Raw genomic sequence first — 19,440 nt, 5'->3', positions numbered from 1 at the left:
ACTATCAGCAACCTTTGTATGATATTACTTGTAAATTGAAAACGATCCTGGTTACTCAGGTATGGAGATTTATCGAAAGATGAGGGCTTGAGAATAATTGTGGAAAGCTGACTTAACAGTTGATTATCACCGGAAGCTATTTAAAATGGGGGTAACTCCAAAAAAGACCGTTTCCCTTTTTTTAGCTAATCATTAGTTAGCAATTACCAGATATATCCCGCAGTCCTTCAAAGAAAAAAGACACCGGAAATCGGTGCCTTTTTCTTTATAAGTTTATGACCAACCTCTGCAATTAAGCCCCATTTGCAGTAAATTGAGTCTGCGATAATCTGAGTACAAGATTAATATCATCTTTTTCAGTAATTTTGTTGAATCTTCCCCATTTATCAAAGTTACTTAAAAAGTTAGCTTCAGTTAAATTCCAGCTTACCAATTTACAGCGAATAGGCTCATTCAAGAATTCAAAAGTATTGGAACCAAAAGTACAGCGGTTAGCGCCCATACCGTCTTTGGCCAATTCTCTAATTTCTCTGGCATCACTATTCTTTGAACTTAAAGCAGGAATCGGAATAGCAACAGGCAAAGTTACACGAGTGAAACACTTGAATGGAACATTTACCATATAGTCTTTAACATATCCGTCACAGTCTTCAACATATTGGATATTTTTATGAATATATCCTTCTACAAACAATTTTACGTCAGTTGTTGTTGTACCCTCTGCAGGGCGAAAAGGAATCGCTTCGCATTGAGTAAGAAAGATGTTTTTTCTGATTACTTTAATATCTGAGGCATAATCAGGAAGATGAATTTCGGATTCAGTAAGAGCTTGAATAGGGACTTGTCCGATAACAACATCCACTTCTGTACCTGCTACTACGTCACCTGAAACTTCGCAAAAATGATCATGTGATTTAGCTGTATCGCATGCTGGCATTGGTGGACATTTTCTTGAAGAATGGCCTTTGCCACTGCTACAACCATGGTTTTTTCTCATATTTTACACTCCTTATAAAGATTATTCAGCCAAATACAAACAAGCTTTAAATGATTCCATAAGTCTGCTTTCATTTGACTTACTATATATATATGTATGAATGATGACTTGGAATGGACAAGTATAGTAGGATAATTAATCAATTTGTCGTTCTATAAAAAAATAAGCAAATGCGGAGAAGATTACTTTTCGTAATTAAAGATCATATTCTCCAAATAAAAGAAGTTATACCTGCACTAATGCAATCTCGCCTGACGCCAGTTAGGTATTTTATCATGTTTTTTCTTATTCCTTTTTTTAAATTCAAATTATTGGCATATTTTCTGGTATAATGGATTCAAGAATAAATATGCGAATATTCTAACTAAATATTGAGTGGACGAGGCGATTTTTTTGCTGATATTCTTCAAGGTTGCAGTTTGGATTATTGTCGCTTGTCTCGGTTTTTATGTTATTTCTGTCTGGTTGTGGGAAAAGAAAGTAAAAGAAAGAATGCCCGTCATTCGGAAAACCTGGTATATCATTTATGTACTTGGTGCAGTAGTTTATTGGACGAACAAACCAGATTCCATTTTTACTGATTGGCAGAACTACCTCATTGTCGCGGTTATATTTGCTCTGGTTGATGCCTTTGTTTTTCTGGGTTCCTATCTGAAAAGAGTTGGAAATAACGAGTTGGCTACTGACACAAGGGAATTGCTCGAAGAAAACAGTGATTTGCTGAATTCACACATGAATAAGCTAAAATCGTTTCAGTATTTATTGAAAAATGAGCCCATTGAGATTTATTATGGAAACAAGGAAGCATATCTCGCCGGCATTGAAAAACTTCTGGCGGACTTTGCGGAAAAAGTGGATATGAAGATATCCTTATGCAAATACACAACAGAGGAAGAAAAGGACTATCTGCTTGAGCACTACACTGATAAAGCTTTGATTCATAGCCGTCTGGACCGCAGAGAAGTGTATTATGATGCTGAAGAAAAGCTGGCGCTGATTCCTTTTTCCATTCTTGAAGATGACTATGTAATTAAACTTACCTCCGATCAATTTGTTACAGAATTCGACTACTTGCTTTTCACTTCACTCATTTCAATATACGATCTAATGCTCCCTGCCGAACAGGAGGACGAAGACCATGAAGGATCCAGCGGATAAAAAAACGGAGAATCATGAGATACATTCTAAAAACACTATGAAAACGCTCAAAAAAAAATCCCGGATCAGCCTTCCGGGATTTGAAGTAAGTCCCCACACCGAACGGATATTAAAAAAGAACAAAAGATTAATAAGCGTTTATACCAAAACAAAGGCTTGAGCATACTATATGGCGTGGAAGGAAATTTCTTCCGCGCCCTATTCATGTTCAATTGAAGGGGACATATAATAAAGATAAAAAGGGCTGATTCCAATGAAAAAACTGACCAAGAAAGTGAAAAATATTAACTTCCCTACATTCTCGGTTTCACCATATACCAAAAACCTCTCAAAAAAAACAGAGGCCGCCATACAGGATTTAAACAAGGGGCTCAAACCTCCGAAAAATAATGCATAAAAAAACCGCCTTGCAAAATAAGACGGTTATTTTATAAAAAGCTTCACTTTTTTCAATGCATCTTTTGTAGTCGGATATCGGAATGGCAAATCGAATTTGGTGGTTTGCTTCAGTATGCTTTTTTCATGTGAGAACACATCAAAGCTTCCCTTGCCATGATAAGCTCCAATCCCGCTCTCCCCTACTCCCCCGAAAGGCAGATACGGTGAACTAAGATGATAAACGGTATCATTAATGCATCCCCCTCCAAAGGAAATGCTGCTTAGAATCTGGTTTTGGACATCCTCACTTTCAGTGAAGATATATAGCGCTAAAGGTTTCGGGCGTGCTGTAACCTCTGAAATCATTCCGGACAAGTCATCATATTCCAGCACCGGCAGAATTGGTCCAAATATTTCATCCTGCATGACCTCATCAGCCCATGTAATATCCCCAAGTACAGTTGGTTCTATGGTGAGAGAGCTCCAATCATGCCTTCCCCCGTGAACAGTGGTGCCATCGGTTAAAAATTTGGTGAGACGGCTGAAGTGCTTCTCACTGACGATTCTCGTGAATTGGCCGGATGCAATCGGGTTCTTTCCATAAAGCTCCTGAATAGATTGTTTTAATTCTTTCAGGAATTCATCTTTAATTCTGCTGTGAACATAAATATAATCCGGAGCCACACAAGTTTGGCCGGCATTAATATATTTTCCCCAGGCAATTCTCTTCGCAGCAAGTTTCAAGTTGGCATCTTCATGCACGATGCACGGGCTCTTCCCTCCCAATTCAAGGGTAACAGGAGTAAGGTGCCTGGATGCTGCTTCCATGATGATTTTTCCGACAGGGACACTGCCTGTGAAGAAAATATAATCGACCTTTTCATTTAATAGGGCTGTGCTTGTTGCTGCGCCGCCTTCAACAACTGAAATAAATTCTTGAGGGAAATGATTGCTGATCATTTTTGAAAGCAATGCCGAAGTCTGCGGGGTCAATTCCGATGGCTTCAGGATGGCGCAATTCCCTGCGGCTATCGCTCCGATCAGGGGTGCAATCGCCAGCTGGAAAGGATAATTCCAAGGAGCTATGATTAGCGCAACTCCATATGGTTCAGGATATATGCAGCTTTTCGAACCGAATTGTGCAATCGATGACTTCACTTTTCTGGGTTTGGCCCATTTTTTTAAATGTTTCAAGGTAAAACGGATTTCCTCCAGGAGGATTCCAATCTCAGTCAAGTACGCATCGAACTCACTTTTATTGAGATCCGCCTTTAACGCATCCATCAATTCCTGCTCATGCTGCTTAATGACCGAACGAAGCTTGCCGAGCGCTTCCATTCGGAATGTGACATCCTTTGTTTTACCCTGGGTGAAGAAATTTCTTTGTTTTTGAATGAGATCCGCGTAGTTTTCCATGGAATACCTCCAGATGGGGCTATGTTTTAAGGTTATATTATCATCTTGGCTGGAGGAAATACATAAATAGGTATACTCCCATTGCAAAAAAAATGCCGGCCATAAGGTCCGGCTTTTGAAAATTTATCTCGGCAGCTTGAAGAATTCACTGCTTTCACTATAGTTTCCTGCCAGCCTTCCAAGAGGCTGCAGTTTTTCTAAATTCACTTTATAATTACCGAGGTAGTAATCATCGTCAATATGATAATGTACCATTCTCCCAATAATAAGGTGATCGCTTCCCAGCTTAATAATTTGTTCGAGTTTGCATTCCATATGGATTGGTGCTTCTTTTACCCTCTTAGGGGCGACTAAATGACTTTCAGCAGCGGAAAGCCCTGCTGTTTCAAACTCATCAGCATTACTCGGGAGATTCTCTGCACTTTTTTGCATTTGGTTTCCTAATGGCGCGGGAACTACATTGATGACAAACTCTTTTGTCGCCCGGATATTGACCAATGTATCTTTTTCTGTACCTTCCCTCTCGCCAACCCCGGGACCAATAGAAAAACAGAGCATAGGAGGATTTCTTGAAGCAACACTGAAAAAACTGAAAGGTGCGAGATTCTGGCTGCCATCCTCAGATACTGTGGAAACCCAGGCAATCGGCCTTGGGACGACAGATCCGGTTAATAATTTGTACACTTCTTTTTCTCCAAGTTCCGAGGGATTAAATTCCATTCGGATCACTCCTTCCATTTTTAAATAACAAAGTTATTCTTTTTATTCATAATCATTAATGTTGTCAGTAAAGTAAAAACTATAAACATCATACCTGTGATTAAAAACCACCCGGAAGAAAATTGCCCCGTCTGATCCACGATTAAACCAAATAATGGCGGAATGATAATGGCCCCGGCTGACCCTAGAGTGATACTGATCCCGCTTGAGATGCCAGCTTGTTCTTTCGGCACCAATTCACTTGCAAGATTCATCCAGATTCCATTGAAGCCTGAAGCTGCAAATCCAAAGAGAGCTGTAATGGGAGCCATTACCCAAAAAGGGGCTGAAGTAATGACCGCAGCTGACGTACTGGCCAAAGCGGTCATTATGGTAATGATCATTAGGATCACAACACGCTTTCCTTCAAATAGCCTGTCGCTAATGATTCCCCAGGCAACCCTGCCAATAGTTCCGGATATTTCAGATATAACCAGGAGAATACCTGATAAAAAGATGGAAATATTCAGCTGTTCATAGGCAAATAAAACAATATACGTATTTAAGCACATTTGTGTGCCATTCAAACCGAGAGCACTAAAGCTTATCAGCATCAAAGCTTTATTTTTAAACATTTTAAACATTGATTTGTAAAATTGGAGCAAACTCATGCTGCTGCCTTTCGCTTGCTCCAATTCAGGCGGATCCCGGTAAAAATGATAGGAGACGAAGCCGCCCGCCAATAATAGAAGGCAAGCCGTAAGAAGTACAAATCTCCAGCCAAAAGTTACACTAAGCGGAAGCAGTATCAAACTGGCCAGAGCTGATCCTGCTGTGATGCCAGTTTGTTTTATTCCCATTGCTGTGCCCCGCTGTTTGAGCGGGAACCAATAAATGATGCCTCTATTTGTGATCGGGTGCATGGATCCATACCCAATTCCGCCGATAACAATTAATAACAGGACAAGCCAGAAATCATGAAGCAATGTCATGAACAGAAAGCCTAACCCCATTAAGGCCGACGCCAGGACCAATAATTTACGGGATCCTGCAAGGTCAGTCAGAAAGCCGGCTGGAACTGAAATGATCGCCTGGCCCAAAAAGAGAGCCGCCGGGAGCATGCCGATTTGCGACTTGGTCAGGGAAAGATCCTCCCCGATTAAAACTCCCAAGGGTCCAATGCTTCTGCCAACAAATGCTACCATCAGCTGTGCCAGCAGAAGAAATAATAGCATTTTCCATGGATTTTCATTGATGGCAAATTGCTTTTCTGCCAGTGAATTACTCATAATTTATCATCTCTTTTTTGGCTTTTATGCCTTTAAATTGAGTGCAGACAAATCTTCCTCCAGAACTTTGCTCTTTGAAACAGCAGGACCTAATAGAGAACCTGCAATACAGATAAAGAAGTTCAATCCTAATCCAATGACGCCGCCGTGAATTCCATAGATGGTTTTATAGCCTGTAAGAGTAAGCAATCCTGCTAATATAGCGCCTGCCAGCATCCCCCAGAAGACAGCCTTTCCTGATAAACGCTGCCAATATAAGCCCAGTACAAAAGCCGGGAAAACCTGAACAAGCAATTCGAATTTTAGGACGAAAATTTCATATAGCGTTCCCGGTGGATTCCAGGCAATCCACAGAAGAAAGATGATGGCAATGATTCCGCACACTTTTCCGACCATGACCTTCTTATGTTCAGTTGCTTTAGGATTGATGAATTTTCCATATACGTCATTTGAGAGCATGGATGAAAAGCTGAGCAAAACTGAGTCGGCTGTAGAAATAATGGCAGCAACAATCCCGCCAAAGAAGATGATCATAATCCAGTAATAAAATGGATTAATGGCAGCGATCTCATTGGCCATCAGTCCTACGAGCTGTTCAGACCCAGTCTTATCCAGTCCAGGAAAAAGCATAATTCCAATAATGCCTACCATAAATACAAGCCCAGTTGTAATTGGCGGCATCCATGCCATGCGGGCAAATGATTTCTTCAGGGTTTTCTCGCTTTGCGCAGAATATATTCTTTGAACAGCATGCGGATAAATACTTGCTCCCAGTCCAACAAGCAGGAGCATACTCAGCCAGTTGATATTCACTTCCATTGGAGGGACTGCCGTTTTTGCAGGCTCCAGATCTGCTACATACCTTGTAACATCAGAAAAATTGCCTCCGACGAGATACAAGCCGCCGATGAGGAAGACAATGATTCCGATCATAAGAACAATACCTTGCATAACATCCGTAAAAGCAACTGCCTTCATTCCGCCCATCCACTCATAGGCAAGCATAACAGCTACAAAGACGATAACAGCTATTTGGTATGGGATTGTTCCGCCTGTCATCCCTGATACAGCCTGGCCGATTGCTACAAGCTGTTCTAAAAGATAGTTTCCAAGCCCCCAAAGCATAAGAAAAATACTAAGCAATGTGACTGCTTTCGATTTGAAGCGGTGATCGATCCAGTCAGTAGGTGTAACAAAGTTTCTTTTCTTTGCAATGACATATAATCTTGGTGCAAACAGTAAATAGATTCCGATAATGATTGTCATAAATGAAATGGACTGAATCCACGAGAAACCTGTCCTATATGCTGTTGGGGCATATCCGACAATGGTATTCCCGCTATATTGCGTCGCATATAAGGTGAAAAAGAGTGCGATAAAACCGAGATTCCTTCCGGCAAGATAGTACCCTGAAAGACTGTGATGAAGGTTCTTCTCACCTCTGCCCGATAAGTATCCAATTAACAGCATGATTATGGCAAAGGCTGATAAAATAATGATCCCATCTGTGCCTGCAAAAGCTAAATCATTCATGATTTATCCCCCTTTGCTTTTTCGGCTTCTTCCTGTTCCTCTACGATATTCCACTCATTCACACAAAGCCAGCTTAAATATCCGCACATGATAATGGAAAAAGCTGTCGAAATAAATGCCCATAACGGAAACCCTAGAATATAGGGCTCAGCTGCTGCATCCGGAAAATACCAGGGTACTACTCCAAGTGTAATGATGGCGAGGACTATCCAAATCCATTTTTTTCGAATAGGTTCTTTTATCGTTCTGTTTTCCATATGGCTTCCTCCCTTTTGCTGAAATTTTAAACCTCCAGCTTATAGAAAATATTATGTGCCGATTCATAGGAGTCAATTAATTCAGCTGATTGAAGCGTTGCCCCGATTTCGTCCAGCCCCTTTAACAGCTGATCTTTTCGATAAGAAACGATATCGAATTCGACCATGTACCCGAAGGAGTCCTCAATTCTTTGATTCTCTAAATCTACGCTCAGCTGATAACCAGGTGATTCATTGCTTTTTTGAAACAAAACTTCAATATCCTTTTCAGGCAAGACTATTGGCAGGATGCCATTTTTAAAACAATTATTATAGAAAATATCTGCGAATGATGATGCCAGGATCACTCTAATCCCATATTCTGCAATCGCCCAGGGTGCGTGCTCTCTGGATGAGCCGCAGCCAAAGTTTTTCCTTGCCAGCAGAATCGGTGCATTCCGGTAAGGTTCCCGATTTAGAATGAAATCCGGTTTTTCCCTGCCATCTTCGTATCGCCATTCGTAGAAGAGGAATTCGCCAAACCCAGTTCTTTCGATTCTTTTTAAAAACTGTTTTGGAATGATGGCATCTGTATCAACATTTGCAGTATCAAGCGGAGCAACTATGCCTGTAAATCTGGTAAAAGACTTCATTGTACACTGACCTCCTTGCTATATTTAACAGGCCACTCCCTTACATCAATAAACCGGCCGGCAATCGCTGCAGCAGCAGCCATTTCAGGACTGACCAAATGGGTCCTCGCATTTCTTCCCTGCCTGCCTTCAAAATTCCGGTTGGAGGTCGATGCACAGCGTTCTTCCGGAAGAACCAAATCCTCATTCATACCGAGGCACATGCTGCATCCTGCTTCTCTCCATTGAAAACCGGCGCTGATAAAAATTTGATCTAGACCTTCAGCTTCTGCCTGCATTTTTACAAGCTGTGAACCAGGAACAACTAGCGCTTCCACCTGTTCAGCAACTTTGTAACCGTTTACGATTTTTGCCGCTTTTCGAAGATCTTCTATTCGGCTGTTTGTACAGGAGCCGATAAAGACTTTATTGATTCCTATTTCTGTAATGGGTGTTCCTGGCTGAAGGCCCATGTACTTTAATGCTTTTTTAGCTGGTCCTATTTGATCTGCAGGCAGATCTTCCATTAGCGGTATAACTTCTGTAATACCTGCCACCTGGCCTGGATTTGTCCCCCAGGTAACCTGCGGGATTATTTCATCTGCATTAAAGTCAGCAGTCAGATCAAATTCGGCATCTTCGTCAGTATAATATTTCTTCCATTCTGCAAGAGCCTCTTCCCACTCCATTCCATCAGGAACTGCTTGTTTCCCTTTCAAATAATTGAAGGTTTTTTCGTCAGGCTGAATCAGTCCTGCCCTTGCTCCCATTTCAATGCTCATATTGCAAATGGTCATTCGCTCTTCCATTGTTAAATTACGAATCGCTTCACCGCGATACTCCACAACATAGCCAGTAGCAAAATCGTGGCCATACTTTCCAATGATTGAAAGTATAAGATCTTTGGCAGTAGTTCCTTGCGGCAAAGTACCATGTATATTTATGGCTAATGTTTTGGATTTAAATTGCTTTAATGTCTGAGTGGCAAGGACATGTTCTACTTCACTTGTGCCAATGCCAAAGGCAAGTGCCCCGAAAGCTCCATGTGTAGAGGTATGGCTGTCACCGCAGACAATGGTCATCCCGGGCTGTGTTAAGCCAAGCTCCGGGGCAATGACGTGTACAATACCCTGATTTCGGCTATCCAGGTCAAAAAGCTGTATGCCAAACTCCCTGCAGTTGTTTGCCAGAGCGTCAACTTGCTTTTTGGCGATTTGGTCTTTAAAAGGAAGAGAACGGTCGGTTGTTGGGATGCTGTGATCCATGGTAGCCACAGTCAGATCCGGCCTTCTCACTTTGCGATTCTTAATTCTTAAGCCTTCAAATGCCTGTGGTGATGTGACCTCATGCACTAAATGAAGATCAATGTACAAAAGGGAAGGCTGATCCTGTTCATCCACGACTACATGTTTTTCCCAGATTTTCCCATATAAGGTCCGCCCCATTTTGAAGCCCTCCTAAATGATATTATTTTTCTTCAATTCTTCTAATCTCTCTTCATCGAACCCAAGAAGGCCAGTGTATATTTCATGATTATGCTTGCCCATTTCTTCCGGGCCGGCATGCTTCACTTCCCCTGGTGTCCTGCTTAATTTTGGCACAATGCCAGGCATCGGGAATTCTCCCAGCTGCGGATGATCTACTTTAATAATCATGTCGCGTTCCTTATAATGCGGATCTTCCAGAATATCTTTAGCTGTATAAATGAGCCCTGATGGAACGCCCTTATCTTCAAGAATTTTAAGCGCTTCTTTAGCAGGGAGAGTCTTTGTCCATTCCTCGATCATGGAATCAAGAAGCTTCATGTTTTCTCCTCTTGCATGGTGGGTCGCGAATCTTGTGTCATCTGCCAATTCCGGCTGCTCCATGGCCTCGCATAACCTGCGGAACACTCCATCTGCATTGGCTCCTATAACGATGTAAGTTTTGTCCTGCGTGAAGTAAATGTTGGAGGGAGCTACACCTGGCAGGATATTGCCCATCCTTTCCCTTATGTATCCTGCTAAAAGATAATCCGGAATAATGCTTTCCATTACGGAGAATACAGATTCATAGAGGGCCGTATCGACAACCTGTCCCTTTCCGGAGCGCTCCCTCTCGTGTAATGCAACAAGACAGCCAATTGTAGCAAAAAGTGCAGCCAGCGTATCACCCATTGATACACCAATTCTTGATGGCGGCCTGTCAGGGAAACCGGTTACATTTCTGAGCCCGCCCATTGCTTCACCGACGCTGCCAAATCCTGCTCGATGCTTATAGGGTCCTGTCTGTCCATAGCCCGAAGTCCGTACCATGATTAATTTAGGGTTGATTTCGGAAAGTGCTTCATAGGATAGATTCCATTTTTCCATTGTCCCCGGGCGGAAATTCTCAATGACAACATCGGCTTCTTTAATAAGCTCCCTTAAAACCTGCTGTCCTTCTTCCTCCCTGAGATTTAACGAAATCGATTTTTTATTCCGCGATTGAATAGGCCACCAAAGCCCTATTCCATCTTTTGATTTTCCCCAATTTCTCATGGGATCTGATTTACCCGGAGGCTCGACTTTAATAATTTCAGCACCGAAGTCACCTAGAAGCCGTCCGGAGAATGGTCCTGCTAAAAGCGTGCCCAGCTCGATGACTCTGATATCTTCCAGTGGAAGCTGTTTTTCTGACATGGATTTCCCTCCCTGATATTTCTTGAATGCACTGTTAAGTTTTAATTTTCTTAATCTTGTATACAAATTTAATTGTTTGTATACAATAAGTCAATGTAAATTTTATTATTTTTCTGAAATTTCATTAAAAAGCCTTATATAATCATGTTTTATAATAAATATTCAGAATATTTGTTGTAATAATACTTCTGTTTGTATACAATACAATTGAGGTGTTGATATGGATGCATACGAATTTATTAGAGATGCCATTATTGAAGGGAAATTTGTCCCTGGCATGCGGCTTGCTGAGGAATCATTGGCTAAAGAAATGAATCTTAGCCGCACTCCTATTAGAGAGGCTATTAAGCAGCTTGAAGCAGAAGGCCTCGTCATTCCATTAAAGCGCGGTGTCAGCGTAAGGCATTTTACAAAAGATGATATCCGGCAAATCTATGACCTGCGCACTCTTCTGGAAGGGTACGCTGCCAGTCAGGCGGCGATACACCGGACAGAAAATGATCTGCTGGAAATGGAAAGAGCTAATATTTTATATGAAGAAGCCATTAGCCGATATGTGGAATCTGATATGGACAGCCTGAAAGATATTGTTCAGGTAAACCAGAAGTTTCATGAAACGATAGTGGCTGCTTCAAAAAATGAGCATATACATTTCCATATTTCAAAGGTTGTCGTGGTTCCAATCGTGTTCAGATCCTTCTATTGGTATAACAGCTTTCAGCTTAAACAATCCCTAGAGGTACATAAAACCATTTTGGAAGCAATCAAAAATCGGGAACCCGAGCGTGCCCGCATTGCCATGCATGAGCATATTTATCAAGGCCGTGATCATGTTTTGAAGCACCTGGAACAAATTAAAAACATTCATCTGCTAAAGGAGGAAGTAAAATGATTGAAATTTGTGAAGTTGGTCCGCGCGATGGATTGCAAAATGAGTGCAAAATTGTTCCAACGGAAACAAAAGTTGATTTGATTACAAGATTAATTGATTCCGGCATCCGCAATATAGAAGCTGTTTCTTTTGTCAATCCGAAGGTTGTTCCTCCCATGGCTGATGCAGAGGAAGTTTTGAAATCGCTTCCTAAAAGAAATGGCGTCCGGTTCGGCGGTCTGGTGTTAAGCCGCTCAGGGCTTGAACGGGCACTCAAGACCGATGTGGATTTTCTTCATGTTGTTACAACAACAAGTGATTCATTCAATTTACGGAATGTGAAAAGGACTGTAGAGCAGGCTGTTGGGGAGCTCTCTTTAGTGATTAAGGAAGGAACTGCATCAGGAAAGGGTGTGGCAGGGGTGTTGGGAACGGCATTCGGATGCCCTTTTGAAGGTGATGTACCTTTGGAAAACGTGCTGAAAGTGGCAGAGAGATTTATAGAAGCCGGCTGTACGGAAATCACCCTCGCTGATACAACGGGTATGGCTAATCCCATCCAGGTCCAAAAAATAGCAGAGTCATTTTTTGATGCCTTTGGAAAGGACCTTTCGCTTGGCCTCCATTTCCATAATACACGCGGTTTGGGACTGGCAAATGTTTTGGCGGGATATCAGGCAGGTGTCCGCCGCTTTGATTCCTCCATTGCCGGGCTTGGCGGATGTCCATTTGCCCCAAAAGCAGTCGGAAATGTTTGTACAGAAGATATGATCAATATGTTCCACGGAATGGGTGTTAATACAGGGACAGACCTTCCTTCAGTACTGGAAACAGCAAAGTGGATGGAAACAGTGATGGAACGGCCGCTTGATGGGATGTTGATGAAGGCGGGAATAGCTTAATTGCGGGAAAAGCCATCTTTGCGGGTGGTTTTTTTGGTCTAAGATGGCGGCTGAAAGTTTTGTTTGCAAGTTTTACTGATTTGTTTGCTGAATTTTAGGTTTGTTTGTTAGTTTGGTGTTTTTATTTGCAAATTTTTAAGTTTATTTGCAAGTTTAAAGCTTTTATTTGCAGAGTTCACAATTAGAGGTCTCCAATCAAGGTTTTATATAATACCTATTCTTCTTTTCACCGCCATGCTGAAGATTCATCTGGTCAAGTAATCTTGAGGCAGAAAAAACGGATGTTAAATGGGGAAACTTGCGAAATTCAGCATTTGTAATTGACGGTTTAATCAGATAAATATAATCCTCTACAGCTTGATGATGTGCCGTATCCGCAGTGGTTTTACATACTGGACATCTCCACAATCCCCAATGATAAATCATTGGCAGTGAGCCACATTGAGGACAGTGCACACCAGTAAGAATTGTATCTGGATTTATTTTTATAAATTTCATTACATCCATTTCATGCTCTGACATGTTTTTTCAATAGTGTATGGCTAATTTTTTTATTTGTTTTTCATTTAATCTCTCAATAGAATATGATTTTTCAATAGAGGTAAGTTTACTTAATAGTCGGTGTGCATGAAGAACTTTACTGGAGGTTTGTTTAGAAGGTGATTTTTTGATGGTGGAAGGACTGCTGATAAAGACGTCAAATTCTATCGGGATATCCGGGAAACCATTTGCAGCCAGCCTCTTTTTTAATTACCGGCTTTGGTGTTCAGCTTTGGAAATCGGGTCGTGGAAAGCTTCCTCCTTTTCGTTATGGATTCGGATGAGCTGGTGGAAATTGGGTTCAAGGATGAAGGTTCCGTTCCAGTTTTTTACCTTAAGGATCATGGCAAATCTTTTTGTAAGGAGTAAAGTATCCATATGAAAAAATTGTTTTCTATTTGAAAGACGCAGCCCATGAAAGATTCTATATTTCTTTTCATCCAGAAAATCTAAATAATAATCCAGCTTTTGTTCACCTATAAATCCTGCTTTGGGCTTGTTTAATTCAGATGCAGCTTTCTCCCTCCCATGTACCATTTCTGGAATACGCCTTAAAAGTGCATGAAGCTGCATAATGATTTCTGGTACCCTCCTTTCTTTTTCGATCAAATAAAACTTCTCCTTTAAACAATAATAATAAAAAGAGTTTAGGTTTTTGACCTAAACTCTATAACTTAAATCTGCTGATCAACCCTTTCAAATCCTCCGCCATGCTCGTAAGCTGGTCAGCAGAGAGTGAAATTTCCTCCATTGATGCAGCCTGTTCTTCCGTTGAAGCAAGTACACTTTGTGTGGCCATGGCTGATTCATTTGCCACATGGGAAATTTCGTCCATGGACTGAACCATTTTCTGCGAACCGACAGACATTTGCTGAATGGCTGAAGCGACTTCCTCCATTTGATTCGTCACCGTGCTGACTGACTGCTGGATTTGTGCGAAAGAATCACCTGCATCCTTCATGACTTCCATTCCTTCAGTTACTTCATGGTTAACCAAGTCCATTGTCTGGACAACCTGATTGGTTTCTTCCTGGATTTTTGATATCAGCTGGCTGATTTGCAGGGTGGATTCTGCAGACTTTTCAGCGAGGTTTCTAACCTCGTTTGCTACAACGGCAAAGCCTTTTCCCTGCTCTCCTGCGCGGGCCGCTTCAATAGCAGCATTTAAAGCCAGAAGATTTGTTTGAGCGGCAATGCCTGTAATCACTTCGATAATCTTTCCGATCTCCTGTGACCGCTGGCCAAGGCCTTTTACTACTTTGGATAAATCCTGTACATTTACATGAATGGAGTTCATTTGGCATGCTGCTGTTGAAATGGATGCAGAACCATGATTTGCCTTTTCCAGTGAATCGTTGATTTGCTCTGTAACCTGTTCTGAATTTGCCGCAACCTGTGTCAGGCTTTCGGACATCTGCATGATGACATGGGAAGCAGTTCCGACCCCCTTGACCTGATTATCGGCACCTGCTGCTACTTCTTCAATGACCTCAGCTATGTGGCTTGTTGCCATATTTGTCTGCTGGGCACCTGATGATAGCTGCTGTGCATATTGTGTGACTTCGTTAGAAGCTATTACCACTTTATTCAGTACTTCCTGCCAGGCAGCTGCAGTATGATTCAAAGCTGAAGCAATCGATCCAAGCTGTCCCACTGATTTTTCGTCAAGTCTTGTGGACATATTTCCATCTGCAAGTTCATCGATAAAGGCATTAATTTTGCTGATGGGTGCAATAAACTTTCGGTAGTTCATAAATGCGGATAATATTCCAGCAAGAGAACCGAGAATCATAATAAAAGCAATGGTGATCCAAAACGCATTGCCTTTCAATCCATTACCAACGCATACTGCAACGCTTATGATCAATACAGTCGGGATAATAACGATTAAAGTACGGAGCATATAGCTAAGTTGACTCATGAAACGGACCCCTTTTTCTATCATTTATTATTATAAAAAAATGATTTACAAATTCCTCCTTAACTATCTTCTTTTACCACCTGACAATTTGATTATAGTGGATGAAAGGAAAATATATCAATATATTTCGAAGGATTATTTTTAAAATAATTGAAATAGTTCGTCAGTTTTCCGCAAATAGAAATGCCAGCCTTCCAAGAAGCTGGCATTTTACTCATATCTATTCAGCTTCAGCAGTCCTTCTTTCTTTTTTAGCCATGGAAAGAACTGCAGTGCCAAGAGCAATAATAATAAAAATACTGCCTGCAGCCGCATTATATTCTACTGAGGTTGTCTCGATCATGATGCCGCCGATCATGCTTCCGAATGCCATTCCCATATGAACTGCGGAGTTGTTCAATGTTTGCTGGATATCAGAAGTTTCGGGTGTCACTTCAATTAAATAGCTGTGTATGGCCGGTGTTACCGCCCAGCTGAGCATACTCCAAATGACTACCGTAATCAGGAAAACGGGCAGAGAAAAAGCGGCAAACGGCAATGAGAAAAGGGTAATCCCAAACATGGCAAGAAGCGTCAAAATGACAGATTTTGCACCAAAACGGTCTGCCAGGAGGCCGCCGATTCCTCCTCCGATGACAGCCGCAATTCCGAAAATCAGGTAAACAATGCTGACCCAATTGCCGTCAAGCCCCATTTTCATCTTCAGGAATGGAGTAAGGTAACCGTAAAAAGTTAAATGGCCAGTCATTAACAGGAACGATGTTATCTGTGTTAGAGCGATTTTGCGGCTTTTCAGGGTTTTAAGCTGGATGCCTATTGGAACAGCGGGCTTTGGAGCAACTTTGCCCATAAAGAAATGAACGCCTGCCATTGATATGACTGTCAGTGCAGATATGAGAACAAACGGAGCGCGCCAGCCAAAAACATTTCCAAGCATCAAGCCAATGGGCACACCCAGCACAAGGGATGCACTGATTCCCATAAAGACGATGCCGATGGCACGTGCACGATATTCTTCTGTGACTATGTAGGAAGCCATTGTCATACATAATGCGATAAGCAGTGAGCCGCTTGCTGCCGCTAAAACCCGGCCAATTAATAATACACTGTAAAGGGGGCTAAGTACGGCAACAATATTACCGGCCAAAAATACAGCCAATGATATCATCATTAAACGGCTGCGTTCTATTTTAACCGTAATCGTAAGCAGGACGGGCGCAGCGATGGCAAAGGCGAGCGAGAATACAGTAATTAACAGACCTGCCTGCCCCAAACTGACACCCAGATCTGATGCTACAAGATCCAGCAGCCCGCCTATAATCAATTCCACCATTCCAACAACAAACGATATGATTGCTAATAAATAGATGCGTTTATCCAAGCTGAACTTCCTCTCTAGTATCAAGCTGTTCAAAAATTTTAATAAAATAACATCTTAACATACCAAATAGATTAAGCTCAAAGGATAGAATAATCTAAAAATAATAAATGCTGCTTTGTAAATATATTTTCTTTATTGGGATAAAATATAAATACCTTACTAAAACAACTTCCATAAATTACATGTTTGAATATAACAATTAAATAGGAATGTAAATAACAAATACTGTAAAGGAGTTGATTCATTTGTTGGACAATCAAGCAAAGAAAGAGCGCAGTTTATCCCCTCTAGTATCATCTGCTGTTGACGAAATACAGCCTGCCGGTACAACTCCTGCTGACACAAATACCATAAAAAGCATCGAACCTGAATTTGATCTTTCCGGAACAGTATTAAATGACTATAACTAAGTGAAAATCCCTGCGGGTCTCCTGCAGGGATTTATTTTTGTACTTTGATAACTGTCTAGCGCAAGCAGCCTACCCCCTCGAGGTGATGCCCCCAGGACAAGGAAGGCTTCGTCAGCATAATCATCGCACGACCAAAAGCGGCAGCTTTTGGGAGGATGGGGGTCATGCAGACGTTGCCACAGGACGCGGCGTTCTTAGACTGCGTTCATTCGTGGGCAAGGCGCTTCCGCTTTTCTTTTGGCAAGTTTGTCCGATTCGCAGCATATGCATGTAGTATTCCTTGTGTTTAACTTGGAAAATAACCAAATGGAGCAGGATTTATGATTTATTTGTTAGTGGTTATTTTCATTATTGTTCTTGTCATGCCATTTCTTTCTGAGTTCGTGGAAAAAAATCTGGAGATGTTTTTGTTTGTGATGGGGCTTTCAGCTGCACTGGCTAGCGGGGTTCTAAATAGCGGACTTTTTGTAAAAGCAGCACAGGAACCAGTAAAAATTACGCTTGCTGTCTTTATTGCAGGTCTGCTGTTTAAATGGTTTCAGGCAAATTTGGAAAGAAGCATCCTATCCGTAAGCCGGATTATGCCTTTTCGATTATTTGCAGCTTTGACTGTGATTTTTCTTGGGTTAATTTCAAGTGTTATTACAGCTATTATCGCTGCGTTAGTTCTTGTATTAATCGTCAGTGCGCTTCGGCTGGAAAGAAGCTCTGAAATCAGGCTGACCGTACTCGCCTGTTTTTCGATTGGCCTGGGTGCAGCCTTGACGCCGATTGGCGAGCCGCTTTCCACCATTGCAATCAGTAAAATGAAAGAAGACTTCTTCTTTTTGATGGAATTGGTTGGACCGCAAATTACCATTGCCCTCCTATTTTTCGGAATTATGGCCGCACTTGCTGTTAAGCCTCCTGTTTCAGGGAAAGCGTCCTTTACTAAAAAGCCTGCTAGTGAAAACTATGAAGAAATCTTTGTCAGGGCTTTGAAAATATATTTCTTTGTCATGGGCCTGACAATGCTTGGGGCCGGGTTTGAACCGTTAATCAATCACTTTTTAATAGGTTTAAATCCGCTTTTATTATATTGGATCAATATGATCTCTGCCGTACTGGATAATGCAACACTTGCAGCTGCTGAAATTAGCCCATCAATGGACCATTTTACAGTTCAATCCATCCTCCTTGGACTGCTGATCAGCGGAGGAATGCTTATTCCAGGCAATATTCCCAATATTATTGCTGCGGGTAAACTGCAGATTACGAGTAAAGAGTGGGCAGTATTTGGTGTTCCTTTTGGGTTGGTCACGATGATTGGTTATTTTGTGCTTATATTGGTCACGGGAAATTGAAAGGGGATTGGCGGCCCGTTTCAATTTCCCTTTCAATCTTGTTCACATAATATTATTATTGTATATCCAACAATATTTTTCCGGTACTCATTCGGCTTTCGATCAGTTTATGGGCTTCAGCTGCTTCTTCCAAAGGAAACCTGTTCCCAATTCTAATATGCAGTCTCTCTTCTTTTAAAAACTGCATGACTTTTTGTGCTGTTTCCCTGAGTGATTCCGGACGCTTCTTTCTTGTTGTCCCGAGGCTGTAGCCCAAGGCAGAACGGCAGCTCTTATGCAGGTCATTCGTGTTTATGATCCCTGGTTTGCCGCTCGAATTGCCGAATTGGATAAGTCGGCCATATTCAGCCAGACAACTGAAACTTTTCTGCGTTATGCTGCCGGCAAGGGTATCCAGGATAATATCCGCACCTTTTCCACCGGTTATTTCAATTACCCTTTCTGCAAAATCAATCTCTTCGTATACAATGACATGATCAGAACCTGCTTCCACAGCAGCAGGCACTTTCGTTTCATTGCCAACAGTTCCGATAACCAGATCTGCTCCTAATATCTTTGCCATTTGGATTGCAGTAGTGCCTACCCCACCTGCTGCTGAATGAACCAGAACGGTTTCCCCATTTTGGATTCTTGCAATATCTGCAAGCAATTTATAAGATAAGAAAGAAACAGTCAGGGATGCTGCAGCCTTATCCAACGCTACTTCATCCGGCACTGCAAACGTCAGGTTTTCTTCAGCTGCAGCGTACTCAACATAAGATCCTTCAGAAGGGAACGCTGCGACGCGATCTCCAATTTTGAATTTTGTAATTTCACTCCCTATTTCCACTACTACCCCTGCTGCATCAAGGCCGGGAATAAACGGAAATCGGCCAGTTCCTCCCTGCCCAATTCTCGCTTTCACATCCGCAAAATTGACGCTTGCATTTTCCACTTTAATCAATACTTGATCCCGCTTTATTTTTGGAATTTCCATTTCTGTGTAAATTAGTACGTCCGGACTACCGTAATGTGTGACTGCAATTGCTTTCATATGATTGGCCTCCATTTATGTAATCCTTTAACATATTCGAT

20 protein-coding genes are annotated in these 19,440 nt (G+C 41.7%); 6 read left to right on the top strand and 14 right to left on the bottom strand.

Features of this window, described 5'->3' with window-relative positions; all coding sequences use genetic code 11:
* Nucleotides 1-292: 292 nt before the first annotated feature.
* Nucleotides 293-997 (bottom strand): CsxC family protein, encoded by a 705-nt coding sequence (locus tag MKY20_RS17110; RefSeq protein ID WP_009334437.1) that lies wholly within the window; start codon nucleotides 995-997, stop codon nucleotides 293-295.
* A 393-nt stretch (nucleotides 998-1,390) separates the two neighbouring features.
* Here MKY20_RS17110 and MKY20_RS17105 point away from each other — a divergent pair, with 393 nt between their 5' ends.
* Both MKY20_RS17105 and MKY20_RS17100 read left to right on the top strand, forming a co-directional pair.
* Nucleotides 1,391-2,155: a type II toxin-antitoxin system SpoIISA family toxin gene (locus tag MKY20_RS17105; protein WP_009334436.1), complete on the top strand. Its 765-nt coding sequence runs from the start codon at nucleotides 1,391-1,393 to the stop codon at nucleotides 2,153-2,155.
* A complete protein-coding gene (locus MKY20_RS17100; protein ID WP_009334435.1) occupies nucleotides 2,136-2,315 on the top strand; it encodes a type II toxin-antitoxin system SpoIISB family antitoxin in 180 nt (59 codons plus the stop codon). The genes MKY20_RS17105 and MKY20_RS17100 overlap by 20 nt, the downstream gene beginning before the upstream one ends.
* Before the next feature lie 263 nt (nucleotides 2,316-2,578).
* Here MKY20_RS17100 and MKY20_RS17095 read toward each other — a convergent pair whose 3' ends face one another.
* From MKY20_RS17095 to MKY20_RS17060, 8 genes are all read right to left on the bottom strand, one after another.
* Nucleotides 2,579-3,949 (bottom strand): aldehyde dehydrogenase, encoded by a 1,371-nt coding sequence (locus MKY20_RS17095; protein ID WP_009334434.1) that lies wholly within the window; start codon nucleotides 3,947-3,949, stop codon nucleotides 2,579-2,581.
* 123 nt (nucleotides 3,950-4,072) lie between these two features.
* Nucleotides 4,073-4,669 carry a flavin reductase family protein gene (locus tag MKY20_RS17090; protein WP_009334433.1) on the bottom strand — a complete coding sequence of 199 codons (597 nt, stop codon included), beginning with the start codon at nucleotides 4,667-4,669 and terminating at the stop codon, nucleotides 4,073-4,075.
* Nucleotides 4,670-4,689: 20 nt separating this feature from the next.
* Nucleotides 4,690-5,937, bottom strand: coding sequence for an MFS transporter (locus MKY20_RS17085; RefSeq protein WP_009334432.1), 1,248 nt, complete (start codon nucleotides 5,935-5,937; stop codon nucleotides 4,690-4,692).
* A gap of 24 nt (nucleotides 5,938-5,961) precedes the next feature.
* On the bottom strand, nucleotides 5,962-7,470 hold the full coding sequence (locus tag MKY20_RS17080; protein WP_009334431.1) for a sodium:solute symporter family protein: 1,509 nt from the start codon (nucleotides 7,468-7,470) through the stop codon (nucleotides 5,962-5,964).
* The gene (locus tag MKY20_RS17075) at nucleotides 7,467-7,727 is read right to left on the bottom strand and encodes a hypothetical protein (RefSeq protein ID WP_019383158.1); all 261 of its coding nucleotides are present in this window, start codon (nucleotides 7,725-7,727) and stop codon (nucleotides 7,467-7,469) included. Before MKY20_RS17075 ends, MKY20_RS17080 begins: the two co-directional genes overlap by 4 nt.
* Nucleotides 7,728-7,753: 26 nt before the next feature.
* A complete protein-coding gene (gene leuD / locus MKY20_RS17070) occupies nucleotides 7,754-8,359 on the bottom strand; it encodes a 3-isopropylmalate dehydratase small subunit (RefSeq protein ID WP_341002076.1) in 606 nt (201 codons plus the stop codon).
* Complete coding sequence (leuC, locus tag MKY20_RS17065) at nucleotides 8,356-9,783, bottom strand: 3-isopropylmalate dehydratase large subunit (protein WP_251267215.1); 1,428 nt, start codon at nucleotides 9,781-9,783, stop codon at nucleotides 8,356-8,358. Before leuC ends, leuD begins: the two co-directional genes overlap by 4 nt.
* A 12-nt stretch (nucleotides 9,784-9,795) precedes the next feature.
* Complete coding sequence (locus MKY20_RS17060; RefSeq protein WP_009334427.1) at nucleotides 9,796-10,998, bottom strand: CaiB/BaiF CoA transferase family protein; 1,203 nt, start codon at nucleotides 10,996-10,998, stop codon at nucleotides 9,796-9,798.
* A 220-nt stretch (nucleotides 10,999-11,218) separates the two neighbouring features.
* Between MKY20_RS17060 and MKY20_RS17055 the strand changes: the two genes are divergently transcribed.
* Both MKY20_RS17055 and MKY20_RS17050 read left to right on the top strand, forming a co-directional pair.
* Nucleotides 11,219-11,890, top strand: a complete 672-nt coding sequence (locus tag MKY20_RS17055) for a GntR family transcriptional regulator (RefSeq protein ID WP_009334426.1) — start codon at nucleotides 11,219-11,221, stop codon at nucleotides 11,888-11,890.
* Nucleotides 11,887-12,771: a hydroxymethylglutaryl-CoA lyase gene (locus MKY20_RS17050; RefSeq protein WP_019383161.1), complete on the top strand. Its 885-nt coding sequence runs from the start codon at nucleotides 11,887-11,889 to the stop codon at nucleotides 12,769-12,771. Before MKY20_RS17055 ends, MKY20_RS17050 begins: the two co-directional genes overlap by 4 nt.
* Before the next feature lie 195 nt (nucleotides 12,772-12,966).
* On the opposite strand, the gene MKY20_RS17045 is transcribed toward MKY20_RS17050, so the two are convergent.
* The 4 genes from MKY20_RS17045 to MKY20_RS17030 all read right to left on the bottom strand — a co-directional run bounded on the left by MKY20_RS17045 (nucleotide 12,967) and on the right by MKY20_RS17030 (nucleotide 16,613).
* Nucleotides 12,967-13,278 carry a hypothetical protein gene (locus tag MKY20_RS17045; RefSeq protein ID WP_341002070.1) on the bottom strand — a complete coding sequence of 104 codons (312 nt, stop codon included), beginning with the start codon at nucleotides 13,276-13,278 and terminating at the stop codon, nucleotides 12,967-12,969.
* 243 nt (nucleotides 13,279-13,521) lie between these two features.
* Nucleotides 13,522-13,920 (bottom strand): nuclease-related domain-containing protein, encoded by a 399-nt coding sequence (locus tag MKY20_RS17040; RefSeq protein ID WP_341002069.1) that lies wholly within the window; start codon nucleotides 13,918-13,920, stop codon nucleotides 13,522-13,524.
* Between the two features lie 58 nt (nucleotides 13,921-13,978).
* A complete protein-coding gene (locus MKY20_RS17035) occupies nucleotides 13,979-15,232 on the bottom strand; it encodes a methyl-accepting chemotaxis protein (protein ID WP_251174544.1) in 1,254 nt (417 codons plus the stop codon).
* Nucleotides 15,233-15,452: 220 nt separating this feature from the next.
* Complete coding sequence (locus tag MKY20_RS17030; protein ID WP_341002067.1) at nucleotides 15,453-16,613, bottom strand: MFS transporter; 1,161 nt, start codon at nucleotides 16,611-16,613, stop codon at nucleotides 15,453-15,455.
* Nucleotides 16,614-16,858: 245 nt separating this feature from the next.
* Between MKY20_RS17030 and MKY20_RS17025 the strand changes: the two genes are divergently transcribed.
* Together MKY20_RS17025 and MKY20_RS17020 are read left to right on the top strand one after the other, a co-directional pair.
* Entirely contained in the window at nucleotides 16,859-17,023 is a 165-nt protein-coding gene (locus MKY20_RS17025) for a hypothetical protein (RefSeq protein WP_217024701.1), read from the top strand.
* 320 nt (nucleotides 17,024-17,343) lie between these two features.
* Nucleotides 17,344-18,366, top strand: coding sequence for a DUF1646 family protein (locus MKY20_RS17020; RefSeq protein ID WP_019382743.1), 1,023 nt, complete (start codon nucleotides 17,344-17,346; stop codon nucleotides 18,364-18,366).
* 55 nt (nucleotides 18,367-18,421) lie between these two features.
* On the opposite strand, the gene MKY20_RS17015 is transcribed toward MKY20_RS17020, so the two are convergent.
* Nucleotides 18,422-19,399, bottom strand: coding sequence for a quinone oxidoreductase family protein (locus tag MKY20_RS17015; RefSeq protein ID WP_341002066.1), 978 nt, complete (start codon nucleotides 19,397-19,399; stop codon nucleotides 18,422-18,424).
* Nucleotides 19,400-19,440 lie beyond the last annotated feature (41 nt).

The organism is Cytobacillus sp. FSL W8-0315 (genome assembly GCF_038002905.1).
In the GTDB taxonomy this organism is placed as follows: domain Bacteria; phylum Bacillota; class Bacilli; order Bacillales; family Cytobacillaceae; genus Cytobacillus; species Cytobacillus pseudoceanisediminis.
This window is presented reverse-complemented; position numbering and strand designations above follow the sequence as displayed.

What these genes read in the sequence shown, in the direction of transcription:
- MKY20_RS17110 (WP_009334437.1), bottom strand. Translation starts at nt 997, where the DNA reads ATGAGAAAAAACCATGGTTGTAGCAGTGGCAAAGGCCATTCTTCAAGA.
- MKY20_RS17100 (WP_009334435.1), top strand. Translation starts at nt 2,136, where the DNA reads ATGAAGGATCCAGCGGATAAAAAAACGGAGAATCATGAGATACATTCT.
- MKY20_RS17095 (WP_009334434.1), bottom strand. Translation starts at nt 3,949, where the DNA reads ATGGAAAACTACGCGGATCTCATTCAAAAACAAAGAAATTTCTTCACC.
- MKY20_RS17090 (WP_009334433.1), bottom strand. Translation starts at nt 4,669, where the DNA reads ATGGAATTTAATCCCTCGGAACTTGGAGAAAAAGAAGTGTACAAATTA.
- MKY20_RS17085 (WP_009334432.1), bottom strand. Translation starts at nt 5,937, where the DNA reads ATGAGTAATTCACTGGCAGAAAAGCAATTTGCCATCAATGAAAATCCA.
- MKY20_RS17080 (WP_009334431.1), bottom strand. Translation starts at nt 7,470, where the DNA reads ATGAATGATTTAGCTTTTGCAGGCACAGATGGGATCATTATTTTATCA.
- MKY20_RS17075 (WP_019383158.1), bottom strand. Translation starts at nt 7,727, where the DNA reads ATGGAAAACAGAACGATAAAAGAACCTATTCGAAAAAAATGGATTTGG.
- leuD (WP_341002076.1), bottom strand. Translation starts at nt 8,359, where the DNA reads ATGAAGTCTTTTACCAGATTTACAGGCATAGTTGCTCCGCTTGATACT.
- leuC (WP_251267215.1), bottom strand. Translation starts at nt 9,783, where the DNA reads ATGGGGCGGACCTTATATGGGAAAATCTGGGAAAAACATGTAGTCGTG.
- MKY20_RS17060 (WP_009334427.1), bottom strand. Translation starts at nt 10,998, where the DNA reads ATGTCAGAAAAACAGCTTCCACTGGAAGATATCAGAGTCATCGAGCTG.
- MKY20_RS17055 (WP_009334426.1), top strand. Translation starts at nt 11,219, where the DNA reads ATGGATGCATACGAATTTATTAGAGATGCCATTATTGAAGGGAAATTT.
- MKY20_RS17050 (WP_019383161.1), top strand. Translation starts at nt 11,887, where the DNA reads ATGATTGAAATTTGTGAAGTTGGTCCGCGCGATGGATTGCAAAATGAG.
- MKY20_RS17045 (WP_341002070.1), bottom strand. Translation starts at nt 13,278, where the DNA reads ATGGATGTAATGAAATTTATAAAAATAAATCCAGATACAATTCTTACT.
- MKY20_RS17035 (WP_251174544.1), bottom strand. Translation starts at nt 15,232, where the DNA reads ATGAGTCAACTTAGCTATATGCTCCGTACTTTAATCGTTATTATCCCG.
- MKY20_RS17020 (WP_019382743.1), top strand. Translation starts at nt 17,344, where the DNA reads ATGATTTATTTGTTAGTGGTTATTTTCATTATTGTTCTTGTCATGCCA.
- MKY20_RS17015 (WP_341002066.1), bottom strand. Translation starts at nt 19,399, where the DNA reads ATGAAAGCAATTGCAGTCACACATTACGGTAGTCCGGACGTACTAATT.